The sequence below is a fragment of the Pseudomonas sp. NBRC 111124 genome (assembly GCF_001320245.1).
GTDB lineage: Bacteria > Pseudomonadota > Gammaproteobacteria > Pseudomonadales > Pseudomonadaceae > Aquipseudomonas.
Window position 1 is genome coordinate 13,783 of the sequence record NZ_BCBA01000020.1, and the last position, 12,285, is coordinate 26,067.

Here is a 12,285-nt window from a genome sequence, read left to right on the forward strand (position 1 = left end):
TCAGGCTCCGTCGCGGGGTTTGAAGTCCAGGCACACCGAGTTGATGCAGTAACGCAAGCCAGTCGGTGGCGGGCCGTCGGGGAATACATGGCCCAGGTGGGCGTCGCACTGGGCGCAGGTGACCTCGGTGCGGATCATGCCGTGGGAGGTGTCGCGTATCTCGACCATCGCGCTTTCTTCGATCGGCGCGTAAAAACTTGGCCAGCCGCAGCCGGAATCGAACTTGGTCTGCGCGTCGAATAACGCCAGGTCGCAGCAGATGCAATGGTAAATGCCGGCCCGGCGCTCACTGTTGTACTTGCCGCTGAACGGCCGCTCGGTGCCCTTGAGGCGGCACACCTGATACTGCGCGGGGTCGAGCATTTCGCGCCATTCTTCAAGTGTCTTGTCGATCTTTTGCATAACTGGACCTCGGCAGGCTGAATTTCACCTCGCGCCGTCTTTTCCGTAACGCGGGTGGCACGTATATTAGTTGGCTTCGTGTGCAAGGCCTCCAGTCTGGCACCCGCTTCCTGCCCTTTCAAACCTTTAGACTGTTTTGAAGAGGGCCGCGGCGCGTATTCTCAATCGGGACCACATCATGCAGTTCAGCAAATCGAACAAGCTCGCCAATGTCTGCTACGACATTCGCGGCCCGGTGCTCAAGCACGCCAAACGCCTGGAAGAGGAAGGCCACCGCATCCTCAAGCTGAACATCGGCAACCCGGCACCGTTTGGCTTCGAAGCGCCGGACGAAATCCTCCAGGATGTGATCCGCAACCTGCCCACCGCTCAAGGTTACAGTGACTCCAAGGGCCTGTTCAGCGCACGCAAGGCCGTGATGCAGTACTGCCAGCAGAAGGAAATCGAAGGCGTCACCATCGAGGACATCTACCTCGGCAACGGTGTGTCCGAGCTGATCGTGATGTCGATGCAGGCACTGCTGAACAACGGCGACGAAGTACTGATCCCGGCCCCCGACTATCCGCTGTGGACCGCTGCCGTGAGCCTGGCCGGCGGCAAGCCGGTGCACTACCTGTGCGACGAGCAAGCTGACTGGTTCCCCGACCTGGAAGACATCAAGGCCAAGATCACCCCGAATACCAAGGCCCTGGTGATCATCAACCCGAACAACCCGACCGGCGCGGTGTATTCCAAAGCGCTGCTGCTGGGCATGCTGGAGCTGGCGCGCCAGCACAACCTGGTGGTGTTCTCCGACGAGATCTACGACAAGATCCTTTACGACGAAGCCGTGCACATCAGCACTGCCTCGCTGGCCCCGGACCTGCTGTGCCTGACCTTCAACGGTTTGTCCAAGTCGTACCGTGTGGCGGGCTTCCGCTCCGGCTGGCTGATCATCTCCGGGCCCAAGCACCACGCCCAGAGCTACATCGAAGGCATCGACATGCTGGCCAACATGCGCCTGTGCGCCAACGTGCCAGCACAGCATGCGATCCAGACCGCACTGGGCGGCTACCAGAGCATCAACGACCTGGTGCTGCCGCCAGGGCGCCTGCTGGAGCAGCGCAACCGCACCTACGAGCTGCTCAACGACATCCCGGGCGTGAGCTGCGTCAAGCCAATGGGCGCCCTGTATGCGTTCCCGCGCATTGATCCGAAGGTGTGCCCGATTCTCAACGACGAGAAGTTCGCCCTCGACCTGCTGCTGTCGGAGAAGCTGCTGATCGTTCAGGGTACGGCGTTCAACTGGCCGTGGCCGGACCACTTCCGCGTGGTGACCTTGCCGCGGGTGGATGACCTTGAGGCCGCGATTGGGCGGATTGGTAACTTCCTGCGGACTTATTCGCAGTAAGTGATGGCCCCGGGGGGGCGCTTTGCGCCCCTTTCGCGACACAAGGCCGCTCCTACAAGCAGCCGCTGCAATCTCACAGGATGTTTCTTACATCCTGCAACGCTCTACCTCACAGCCCGTGCTTAATCCTCTGCCATACTCCGCCGTACACAGTTTGAAATAGTCGCCCGATTGAATCTGTGCGACCGGCACCTTATATACCCCGCAGTAAGCAACAACTCATCCGTCAGGAGAACGTAACAACCATGATGCGCATTCTGTTGTTTGTAGCCACCAACCTCGCGGTGGTGCTGGTTGCAAGCATTACCCTGAGCCTGTTCGGCTTCAACGGGTTCATGGCCGCCAACGGGGTTGACCTCAACCTCAGCAGCCTGCTGGTCTTCTGCGCCGTGTTCGGCTTCGCTGGCTCCCTGGTCTCGCTGTTCATCTCCAAGTGGATGGCGAAGATGACCACCGGCACCCAGATCATCAGCCAGCCGCGCACCCGCCACGAGCAGTGGCTGCTGCAAACGGTCGAGGAGCTGTCACGTGAAGCCGGCATCAAGATGCCCGAAGTGGGTATTTTCCCGGCTTACGAGGCCAACGCCTTCGCCACCGGCTGGAACCGCAACGACGCACTGGTAGCCGTGTCCCAGGGCCTGCTGGAGCGCTTCTCGCCCGATGAAGTGCGCGCCGTGCTGGCCCACGAAATCGGCCACGTGGCCAACGGTGACATGGTCACCCTGGCCCTGGTGCAGGGCGTGGTGAACACCTTCGTGATGTTCTTTGCCCGCATTATCGGCAACTTCGTCGACAAGGTAATCTTCAAGAACGAAGAAGGCCAAGGTATTGCCTACTATGTGGCGACCATCGTTGCCGAGCTGATCCTAGGCATCCTCGCCAGCATGATCGTCATGTGGTTCTCGCGCCGCCGCGAGTACCGTGCCGACGAAGCCGGTGCACAATTGGCCGGTACCGCCGCCATGATCGGCGCCCTGCAGCGCCTGCGCGTGGAGCAAGGCCTGCCGGTGCACATGCCCGACACCCTGAAGGCCTTCGGCATCAACGGCGGCCTGAAGCACGGCCTGGCTGGCCTGCTGATGAGCCACCCGCCACTGGAAGACCGCATCGAGGCCCTGCGCCGCCGCGGTTGATTCGACCGGTAAAAAAAAGGGCGACTGCAGTCGCCCTTTTTCGTTTTCGCTCAGAACTGCACGCGGTACACCCGTTCGACCAGGCTCTGGACCCCGGCCTCCTGGAACTTCGGGCTCTCGCCGATCACCTCCTGCTCTTCAAGCGCTTCAACCTGCCAACCGGCGAACCCGAGCCTCACCTCATCGTCAGCCACCGAAAACGGCGGTCCGGCCAGCAGTTCCTGCTGGTAATCCAGTGTCAGCAGCAGCCCGTCACCGGCCGGCAATGCCTGTAAAAGCAAGCGCATGTACTGCGCACGCATGTGCGGTGGCAGGGCAATCAGTGCGGCGCGATCATAGAGCGCCACGCAATCCGCCAGGTCTTCAACGCGCAAGGCGAAGAAGTCGCCACACCAAAGCTCCACATCACCGCTGCGCCAGACTTCGAAGGCACCCTGCTGCACAACCTGTGGTTCCAGCCCATGCTCATGGAAGAAGGCCTCCACAGCCTGGCGTGACAACTCTACCCCTAAAACACGGTGCCCCTGCCCCGCCAGCCAGGCAAGGTCCAGGCTCTTGCCGCACAGCGGCACCAGCACACGGCTGCCCGGTGCCAGTTGCAACCGCGGCCAATACTTTTGCAGAAAAGGGTTCACCCGCGCTTGATGAAAACCGATCTGGTTATCGGCCCATCGTTTTTGCCAGAACGCTGGCTCCATGATCACTCCCGATTTTTAGATGGATTGACGGCAAAACTTGATTTGGATTTCGATCAGTAGTTGATCGAAGATGATTGCATCTTAACCCTCAGGACCCCGCCATGCTGCCCAGCCTGTTTATTTCCCATGGTTCTCCCATGCTCGCCTTGCAACCTGGCGCCAGCGGGCCGGCTTTGGCGGGACTTGCCAATAGCCTGCCTCGGCCGAAAGCGATCGTGGTGGTGTCGGCACACTGGGAGAGCCGCGAGCTGCTGGTAACCAGCAGCGCACAGCCAGAGACCTGGCACGACTTCTACGGCTTCCCGCCGGCACTGTATGCGGTGCAATACCCGGCGCCGGGCGAGCCAGCCCTGGCCAGCCGGGTTGCTGAACTGCTGCAGGCCCGCCTGGACCCACAGCGGCCGTTCGATCACGGCGCCTGGGTACCGCTGTCGTTGATGTACCCGGATGCGAGCATCCCGGTGATTCAGATCTCCTTGCCCAGCCAGATGGGGCCTGCCTTGCAGATCAAGGTCGGCCAGGCGCTGGCCGGGCTGCGCAAGGAAGGCATCTTGCTGATGGGCTCCGGCAGCATTACCCATAACCTCGGTGAACTGGACTGGCACGCCGGGCCAGACGTGATCGAGCCTTGGGCGCTGGCGTTCCGGGATTGGGTGGTGGAGCGGTTGAAGGCAGATGACCAGGCCGCGCTGCTCGATTACCGGCAACAGGCGCCGTTTGCGGTGCGCAATCACCCCAGTGATGAGCATTTGCTGCCGTTGTTCTTTGCCCTAGGGGCTGGAGGCAGCTTCGGGGTTGTGCACCAAGGCTTTACCCTGGGGGCACTGGGGATGGACATCTATCGGTTCGACTGAAAAACCCCGCGAAGAGGCAAAAAAAATCCCCGACCTAGGCCGGGGATTTTTTCATTGCATCAGGATCAATCTTCGCGATAACGGCGCAGCTTCAGCTGCTTGCCGGCAACGCGGGTGTCCTTCAGCTTGGTCAGCAGCTTCTCGAGGCCATCTTCCGGCAGCTCGATCAGGCTGAAGCTGTCGCGTACCTGGATGCGGCCGATGGCGTCACGGGCCAGGCCACCTTCGTTGAGAATCGCGCCCAGCAGGTTCTTGGCGGCGATGCCGTCACGGGCACCCAGGGCGGTACGGCAACGCACGCGGCCTTCAGCCAGCGGCATTGGCGCACGACGCTCGCGGTCACCACCACGGTCGCCACGATCACCGCGGTCGCTGCGCTCACCACGCTCGGTACGCTCGCCACGTGGGGCGAAGCTTGGTACCAGCGGCTGCTCGCGCTCTACCGCGGCCAGGTCCAGCGCCTGGCCGTTGGTGGCCTTGCGCAGCAGGGCCGAAGCCAAGGCACGTGCGCTGCAGCCGAGGTCGGCGGTCAGGCGGTCGAACAGCTCGCCATGGGTGGCTTCAGCTTCTGCAACCAGCGGCGCCAGGCTGTTGGTCAGCTTCTTGATGCGGGCGTCCAGGACAGCCTGGGCGTTCGGCAGACGGGCTTCGGCAACCTTCTGCCCGGTCACGCGCTCGATCACCTGCAGCATGCGGCGCTCACGCGGGGTGACCAGCAACAGCGCACGGCCATCGCGACCGGCACGGCCGGTACGGCCGATACGGTGCACGTAGGATTCCGGGTCGTACGGCATGTCGACGTTGAACACGTGAGTGATGCGCGGTACGTCCAGACCACGGGCAGCGACGTCGGTGGCGACGACGATGTCCAGGCGGCCATCCTTCAGCGAGTCGATCACGCGCTCACGCTGGTTCTGGGCGATGTCACCGTTCAGCGCGGCAGCCTTGTAGCCCTTGGCTTCCAGCGCGGCGGCCAGGTCCAGGGTGGCTTGCTTGGTGCGCACGAAGGCGATCAGCGCGTCGAACTCTTCGACTTCCAGCAGACGCAACACAGCCGGGATCTTCTGGTCGGCGTGGACCATCAGGTGGGCCTGGTCGATTGCGGTGACGGTCTGGGTCTTGCTCTGGATCTTGACGTGCTTGGGCTCGCGCAGGTGGCGTTCGGCGATCGAGCGGATCGACGACGGCAGGGTTGCGGAGAACAGAACGGTCTGGCGGCTGGCCGGGATGGCATCGAAGATCACTTCGAGGTCGTCCATGAAGCCCAGCTTGAGCATTTCGTCGGCTTCGTCCAGTACCAGGTACTGCACGGTCGACAGGACTTTCTCGTCACGACGCAGGTGGTCGCACAGGCGGCCCGGGGTAGCGACGACGATTTGCGCACCGTTGCGAATGGCACGCAGCTGTGGGCCCATTGGGGCACCACCGTAAACGGCCACTACATTAACGCCTGGCATCTGCTTGGCGTAGGTTTCGAAAGCGGTGGCTACTTGCAGCGCCAACTCACGGGTTGGCGCCAGGATCAGGGCTTGCGGTTCGCGCTTGCTCACATCGATCTTGTTGAGGATCGGCAGTGCGAAGGCAGCGGTCTTGCCGGTGCCAGTCTGCGCCTGGCCGATCATGTCGTGACCGGCGAGGATGATCGGGATCGATTGTTGCTGAATGGCGGACGGCTCTTCGTAGCCGGTAGCCAGAACGGCAGCAACAATGTTCGGATTAAGATCGAGAGCGGCGAAGCCGCCGGTTTCCTGGGTCATGGGTCTGCCTCTAAGTGCATCCGCAAAGACCCATGCTGCAAAGCTGCACATGCCTTGAAAGACCGGAACGGTCACCCAGGCAGCTTTGTCGGCGGGGATTTGCGAAAACGATTGAAAAAGAAAACTTTGGGAAGGTCCGCCTAGCGGACGTGCAGCCGAAGCTGGACTCGGAGGATTTGCACCACCTGATTTTGAGGCCCGCTAAAAGACCGGCGCGTACTATACCCGAAATAACGGTGGGGAGTGAGGAAATTTTTCTGGCCCAACGGCCAGTGTCTGGCCATCAACCTTGGCCTGCTGAATCGATTTCTTCTGAGGGTTCCGAGTTGCCCTTTTCGCGGGCTCGCCCGCTCCCACAGGTACCGCTCAGATCCTGAGGGCAGGGATATTCCTGTGGGGGCGGGCAAGCCCGCGAAAAGGGCGACGCGGTCTTCAGGTGGCAGGGCGAATTTCGCCAATCAGCCCTTCCAGGCTATACCCCAAGCGCGGCGCCAGCGCCTCGGCCCGCGCCCGCAGGCCGTCGAGGTCCAGTTGCTGCTCCAGGTCCGCCGGCACTAACAGGATCACATTGCCCTCCTTCACCGGCAATTCCCAGTAATGCCGGTGGTACAACCCGCGCAGCAACGCCGCGCCCAGCGGCTTGCCGTCATCGTTGGCCCACTGGTTGATCACCAGCCAACCCCCTGGGTTGAGCTGCTTCTGGCAGTTCTCGAGGAAATTCCACGCCAGGTGCCCGACACCCGGCCCGTGGTCGGTATAAAGGTCGACGAACAGCAGGTCGGTCTGCTCGGCCGTGGGCAGCAACTCGAGGGCGTCGCCAATGCGCACGTACAGCCGTGGGTCATCGTCCAGCCCCATGTATTCCATGGCCAGGCGTGGCACGTCCGCGCGCAGTTCGATGGCCTCGATGTCTTCCAGCGGCAGGAACTTCATGCACGCCTGGGTCAGAGTACCGGCGCCCAGGCCAAGAAACAGCGCACTCTCCGGCTGCTCATGGCACAGCGCACCGACCAGCATGGCGCGGGTGTAGTCGTATTCCAGCCAGCTGGGGTCGGCGGTGAACACGCAGCTCTGCTCAATGGCATCGCCAAACTCGAGGAAGCGGTAATCCTCCACCTCATACACGCTGATCACGCCAAAGGCATCCTCGACCCGGGCCAACAGCTTCTCTTCCCGCTCCGTCGCCATCTAACTGCCACCCACCCGCGCAAAACGCGCATTGTCCGTCAACGCCCCGGATGCAACAAGCGTGGCGCCAACTGTTAACATGGCAGGCAGCCTAAACAGACAATGACCGAGCCTGTGATGAACCGACCGTGGAGCCCTGACAGCTGGCGTGCCCTGCCGATCCAGCAGCAACCGACCTACCCCGATGCCGCGCACCTGCTCAAGGTCGAGCAGACCCTGGCCAGCTACCCGCCACTGGTGTTCGCTGGCGAAGCGCGCGAGCTGCGCCGGCAGTTCGCCGAGGTGACCGAGGGCCGTGCCTTCCTGCTGCAGGGTGGTGACTGCGCCGAAAGCTTTGCCGAGTTCTCGGCAGCGAAGATCCGCGACACCTTCAAGGTGCTGCTGCAGATGGCCATTGTCATGACCTTTGCCGCCGGCTGCCCGGTGGTGAAGGTCGGGCGCATGGCCGGGCAATTCGCCAAGCCGCGCTCAGCAAACGACGAAACCATCGGCAACGTCACCCTGCCGGCCTACCGTGGCGACATCGTCAATGGCATCGGTTTTGACGAAAAAAGCCGCATGCCGGACCCGGAACGCCTGCTGCAGGCCTATCACCAGGCCACCGCCAGCCTCAACTTGCTGCGCGCCTTCGCCCAGGGCGGTTTCGCCGACCTGCACCAGGTGCACAAGTGGAACCTCGACTTCATTGCCAACTCGGCGCTGGCCGACAAGTACCACCAACTGGCCAACCGCATCGACGAAACCCTGGCCTTCATGCGCGCCTGCGGGCTGGACAGCGCACCGCAACTGCGCGAGACCAGCTTCTTCACCGCCCATGAAGCGCTGCTACTCAATTACGAAGAAGCCTTCGTCCGCCAGGACAGCCTGACCGGCGACTACTACGACTGCTCGGCGCACATGCTGTGGATCGGCGACCGCACCCGGCAGCTCGACGGCGCCCACGTCGAATTCCTGCGCGGGGTGCACAACCCGATCGGGGTCAAGGTCGGCCCAAGCATGAACCCCGAACAGCTGATCCGCCTGATCGACACACTCAACCCAGCTAACGACCCCGGCCGCCTCAACCTGATCGTGCGCATGGGTGCCGGCAAGGTTGGCGCGCACCTGCCTGGGCTGATCCGCACCGTCGAGCGCGAGGGGCGCAAGGTGCTGTGGAGTTCCGACCCGATGCACGGCAACACCATCAAGGCCAGCAGCGGCTACAAAACCCGCGACTTCGCGCAGATCCTCGACGAGGTGAAGCAGTTCTTCCAGGTGCACCAGGCCGAGGGCAGCCATGCTGGCGGCATCCATATCGAGATGACCGGGCAGAACGTTACCGAGTGCATCGGTGGCGCCCGGCCGATCACCGAGGATGCCCTGTCCGACCGCTACCACACCCACTGTGACCCACGGATGAACGCCGATCAGTCGCTGGAGCTGGCCTTCATGATCGCCGAAACCCTCAAGCAGGTGCGGCGCTGAGTAAAGCCTGACGCAACTGGCTGCCCTCTGCCCGAGGGCAGTTCAGTTGCACGCGCGCCAGGCCCAACCACTTGGCCAGGCGCAGCAGATTACCCGCCAGGGCCTTATAGCCCTCCTCGTCCAACGCTATCGATTCTGCGTGCACGGCATGCACCGCCAGTTGCCCAGCGGCGCGCTCGGCGCGCAGGTCCAGGCGCGCGGCGATACGCTCTTGGTAAAGGAAAGGCAGTACGTAGTAGCCGTAGACTCGCTTGTGCAGCGGGGTGTAGATCTCCAGTCGGTAGTGGAAGTCGAACAGCCGTTCGGTGCGGTTGCGCTCCCAGACCAGTGAATCGAACGGCGACAGCAGCGCGCTGGCCTCGATGCGCCGAGGGATGCGCGGTGTGCCGGCACAGAAGGCGAGCTGCTTCCAGCCCTGCACCTCGACCGGCTGCAACCGGCCATCGGCAACCAGCTCATCGAGCGCCGCCTTGCCCTGGCCAGGTTCAAGGCGGAAGTAGTCACGCAGGTCGCGCTCGGTAGCCACGCCCAAGGCCGTGGCGGCGCGCAGCATCAGGCTTTGATGGGCTTCGGCTTCGCCCGGCGGCGCTTGATCGAGGATCGCCTTGGGCAGCACCTTTTCCGGTACGTCGTAGAGCCGTTCGAAACCGCGGCGCCCCGCCACCGTCACTTCACCGGCAGCGAACAGCCATTCCAGTGCGTGCTTTTCTTCGCTCCAGTCCCACCACGGGCCGGCCCGCTCCTGACGGGTGGACAGGCTGCCTGCGCCGAGGGCGCCGTGTTCGCGGACGGCGGCCAGCACACGGGCGATCACGTCCTGGCGCTCGCGGCCAAACTGGGCAAGCTGGCGGTAGATGCCGCGGCCATCGGCGGCATGGGCCATGCGCCAGCGCAGCAATGGGTAGAGGTTCAGGGGTAATAGTGAGGCTTCATGGCCCCAGTACTCGAACAGCTGGCGCTGGCGCCCCCCGCCCCAGGCGAGTTGGTCGAGCATCGCCGGCGGATAGTCACCGAGGCGGGAGAACAGCGGTAGGTAATGGGAGCGGACCACGGCGTTGACCGAGTCGATCTGCACCACGCCCAGGCGGTGCAGCATGCGCTTGAGTGCGGTCAGGGTCGGTGGGGAGTCAGGCTGTTTGCCGAATCCTTGGGCAGACAGGGCCAGACGGCGGGCCTGGTTGATGGATAGCTTGAGGGGCAAACCTGATCTCCTTGTGCGGGCAGTACCGGCCCTTTCGCGGGGCAAGCCCGCTCCTACAGGGATATGCGTAGCCTTTGTAGGAGCGGGCTTGCCCCGCGAAAGGGCCCTTACAGGTTTAGCCTATTTACGCAGCGGATCATCCCAGAAATGCCGCTCGGCCTCTTGCTGGATATCCGCCCGGCTCAAGCCCAGGTCATGCAGGGTCGCATCACTCAGGCTGGCCAGTTCCTGGCGCTGGCGGTACAGCTGCAGCCACCGGGCCGGGCGGTCCAGGGCTACATGCCACAGGTGGTTCAGGGAAAAGGCAGGTTGCTGGATGCTGCTGACATGACCTTTCATCGTGAAGCCCTCCGTGTTGATGGCTCCAGTCTCTGCCCAGGCTTAAGATCAATCCAACGAATGTTTCTGATGCCATGCATCTCGGAGATTGATGCAATGTCCCAGTACCAGAGCCTCGATGCCGACGTGCTGCGCACCTTCGTCGCCATCGCCGAACAAGGCGGTTTCACCCGTGCCGGCGAAGTGGTCAACCGTACCCAGTCGGCGGTGAGCATGCAGATGAAACGCCTGGAGGAAGACATCCTGCAGCGCCAGCTGTTCGAGCGCGATGGCCGCCAGGTCCGGCTTACCGCCGAAGGCCAAGTGTTGCTTGGCTATGCACGGCGCATCCTCAAGCTGCATGGCGAAGTGTTCAACACCCTGCGCATGCCGCACATGGTCGGCATGGTGCGCATCGGCACGCCAGATGACTACGCCATGCGCTTTCTGCCGACCATTCTCTCCAGCTTCGCCCAAGCCTATCCGCTGGTGCAGGTGGAGGTGCATTGCGACTCGTCAAAGCAGCTGATGCTGCGCCAGGACCTGGACCTGACCATCGTTACCCGCGAGCCGGGCAACGAGGTTGGCCAGCTGCTGCGCCAGGAGCGCCTGGTCTGGGCCGCCGCCGAAGGTTTTTGCCCGCAGGAGCAACGGCCAATGCCGCTGGCGCTATTCAACACCGACTGCTTCTGCCGGGCCTGGACCTGCAATGCCCTGGAGGCCCAGGGCATCGACTACCGCATCGCCTACACCAGTCCCAGCCTGGCGGCGATATTTGCCATCGTCACTGCGGGGCTGGCGGTGACGGCGCAATTGCAGAGCTTGATAGCTGGCAACATCCGCATTCTCGGCGAGAACGAAGGCTTGCCGCAGTTGCCGGTGGCCAACGTAATGTTGCTGCGCAACAGCCAGAGCCAGTCGCCGATCACCGACTGCATGGCCGATTACATCGTCGAGGGGTTCCTGTGACGCTTACAACTCGAAGCCCAGCATCACCGCACATACCACCAGGAACACACAGAACATCGCCCGCAGTACTTTTTCAGGCAGGGCATGGGCCAGTTTCACCCCCCAGCTGATGCTCAGCAGCCCACCGACCGCCAACGCAATGCCCATACTCCAGTCAACGCTGTGGTGCACCCCATAGGTCACCAACGTCACCAAGGTACTCGGCGCCGCCAGCGCCAGCGACAGCCCCTGCGCCACCACCTGGGTGGTGCCGAACACACTGCTCAGGATCGGCGTGGCCACCACCGCCCCGCCCACACCGAACAGGCCGCCCATGGTCCCGGCAAAGCTGCCCAGCACACCCAGCCACGGCCAGGCATAGCGCATCTGGGCGCTGGGCGGGGAAACCTTGAGGAACATCCGCACCACGTTCCACACCGCCAGCGCCACCAGGAAGCCGACAAAGCCCAGGCGCATGGCGTGGGCATCGATCCCCACCGCCCAGATCGACCCCAGCCAGGCGAACAGGAAACTGCACAGTGACAGTGGCAAGGCGTGGCGCAGCTCGATGCGGTTGCGCTGGTGATAGCGCCACAGTGCCAGCAACACGTTCGGCACCACCATCACCAGCGCCGTGCCTTGGGCCAGTTGCTGATCGAGGCCGAACAGCACCCCCAGCGCCGGGATGGCGATCAGCCCGCCGCCGATGCCGAACAACCCGCCCATGGTACCCAGGGCGGCGCCCAGCACGCTAAACAACAACCACTCGATCATCAGGGTTTCACTCGCCTGCGTTTTGAAAGCGAGCATGCTAACGATTGTGCGCTGCCAGGGAAACGCGAAATGCATGCACGGCACCTTGAACTCCAACCGAACTCTCGCAGCCGTTTGCTGCTCGAATTTCTCATCAGCGTGCTAGATTCCTCCATTGA

Annotated in this window: 11 protein-coding genes and 1 pseudogene; 5 read left to right on the plus strand and 7 right to left on the minus strand. The window is 62.9% G+C overall.

The window, feature by feature from the left end; genetic code table 11:
* Entirely contained in the window at positions 1–402 is a 402-nt protein-coding gene (msrB, locus tag APH28_RS09660) for a peptide-methionine (R)-S-oxide reductase MsrB (RefSeq protein WP_060508803.1), read from the minus strand.
* 178 nt (positions 403–580) lie between these two features.
* Between msrB and APH28_RS09665 the strand changes: the two genes are divergently transcribed.
* Entirely contained in the window at positions 581–1,792 is a 1,212-nt protein-coding gene (locus APH28_RS09665; RefSeq protein ID WP_060508805.1) for a pyridoxal phosphate-dependent aminotransferase, read from the plus strand.
* Between the two features lie 245 nt (positions 1,793–2,037).
* Positions 2,038–2,925: a protease HtpX gene (gene htpX, locus APH28_RS09670; protein WP_023661073.1), complete on the plus strand. Its 888-nt coding sequence runs from the start codon at positions 2,038–2,040 to the stop codon at positions 2,923–2,925.
* A 50-nt stretch (positions 2,926–2,975) separates the two neighbouring features.
* Here htpX and APH28_RS09675 read toward each other — a convergent pair whose 3' ends face one another.
* Entirely contained in the window at positions 2,976–3,623 is a 648-nt protein-coding gene (locus APH28_RS09675) for a thiopurine S-methyltransferase (RefSeq protein ID WP_060508807.1), read from the minus strand.
* Positions 3,624–3,724: 101 nt separating this feature from the next.
* Here APH28_RS09675 and APH28_RS09680 point away from each other — a divergent pair, with 101 nt between their 5' ends.
* Entirely contained in the window at positions 3,725–4,477 is a 753-nt protein-coding gene (locus APH28_RS09680) for a class III extradiol ring-cleavage dioxygenase (protein WP_060508809.1), read from the plus strand.
* 65 nt (positions 4,478–4,542) lie between these two features.
* Here the strand turns inward: APH28_RS09680 and APH28_RS09685 are convergent.
* Both APH28_RS09685 and APH28_RS09690 read right to left on the minus strand, forming a co-directional pair.
* Positions 4,543–6,268, minus strand: a pseudogene (locus tag APH28_RS09685) (DEAD/DEAH box helicase).
* Between the two features lie 398 nt (positions 6,269–6,666).
* A complete protein-coding gene (locus APH28_RS09690; RefSeq protein ID WP_060508813.1) occupies positions 6,667–7,422 on the minus strand; it encodes a spermidine synthase in 756 nt (251 codons plus the stop codon).
* 117 nt (positions 7,423–7,539) lie between these two features.
* Between APH28_RS09690 and APH28_RS09695 the strand changes: the two genes are divergently transcribed.
* Positions 7,540–8,886, plus strand: coding sequence for a class II 3-deoxy-7-phosphoheptulonate synthase (locus tag APH28_RS09695; RefSeq protein ID WP_060508891.1), 1,347 nt, complete (start codon positions 7,540–7,542; stop codon positions 8,884–8,886).
* Here APH28_RS09695 and APH28_RS09700 read toward each other — a convergent pair.
* Both APH28_RS09700 and APH28_RS09705 read right to left on the minus strand, forming a co-directional pair.
* The gene (locus tag APH28_RS09700) at positions 8,867–10,087 is read right to left on the minus strand and encodes a winged helix-turn-helix domain-containing protein (RefSeq protein ID WP_060508815.1); all 1,221 of its coding nucleotides are present in this window, start codon (positions 10,085–10,087) and stop codon (positions 8,867–8,869) included. The genes APH28_RS09695 and APH28_RS09700 overlap by 20 nt on opposite strands.
* 120 nt (positions 10,088–10,207) lie before the next feature.
* Positions 10,208–10,426, minus strand: a complete 219-nt coding sequence (locus APH28_RS09705; RefSeq protein WP_027919490.1) for a DUF1127 domain-containing protein — start codon at positions 10,424–10,426, stop codon at positions 10,208–10,210.
* Positions 10,427–10,522: 96 nt separating this feature from the next.
* On the opposite strand from APH28_RS09705, the gene APH28_RS09710 reads away from it, so the two are divergent.
* On the plus strand, positions 10,523–11,374 hold the full coding sequence (locus tag APH28_RS09710; protein WP_060508893.1) for a LysR substrate-binding domain-containing protein: 852 nt from the start codon (positions 10,523–10,525) through the stop codon (positions 11,372–11,374).
* Between the two features lie 3 nt (positions 11,375–11,377).
* Here APH28_RS09710 and APH28_RS09715 read toward each other — a convergent pair whose 3' ends face one another.
* Positions 11,378–12,127 (minus strand): sulfite exporter TauE/SafE family protein, encoded by a 750-nt coding sequence (locus APH28_RS09715; protein WP_060508895.1) that lies wholly within the window; start codon positions 12,125–12,127, stop codon positions 11,378–11,380.
* Positions 12,128–12,285: the final 158 nt, after the last annotated feature.

Coding starts and splice junctions, on each gene's coding strand:
- APH28_RS09675 (WP_060508807.1), bottom strand. CDS start 3,623: ATGGAGCCAGCGTTCTGGCAAAAACGATGGGCCGATAACCAGATCGGT.
- APH28_RS09680 (WP_060508809.1), top strand. CDS start 3,725: ATGCTGCCCAGCCTGTTTATTTCCCATGGTTCTCCCATGCTCGCCTTG.
- APH28_RS09715 (WP_060508895.1), bottom strand. CDS start 12,127: ATGATCGAGTGGTTGTTGTTTAGCGTGCTGGGCGCCGCCCTGGGTACC.
- APH28_RS09705 (WP_027919490.1), bottom strand. CDS start 10,426: ATGAAAGGTCATGTCAGCAGCATCCAGCAACCTGCCTTTTCCCTGAAC.
- APH28_RS09695 (WP_060508891.1), top strand. CDS start 7,540: ATGAACCGACCGTGGAGCCCTGACAGCTGGCGTGCCCTGCCGATCCAG.
- APH28_RS09690 (WP_060508813.1), bottom strand. CDS start 7,422: ATGGCGACGGAGCGGGAAGAGAAGCTGTTGGCCCGGGTCGAGGATGCC.
- htpX (WP_023661073.1), top strand. CDS start 2,038: ATGATGCGCATTCTGTTGTTTGTAGCCACCAACCTCGCGGTGGTGCTG.
- APH28_RS09710 (WP_060508893.1), top strand. CDS start 10,523: ATGTCCCAGTACCAGAGCCTCGATGCCGACGTGCTGCGCACCTTCGTC.
- APH28_RS09665 (WP_060508805.1), top strand. CDS start 581: ATGCAGTTCAGCAAATCGAACAAGCTCGCCAATGTCTGCTACGACATT.
- msrB (WP_060508803.1), bottom strand. CDS start 402: ATGCAAAAGATCGACAAGACACTTGAAGAATGGCGCGAAATGCTCGAC.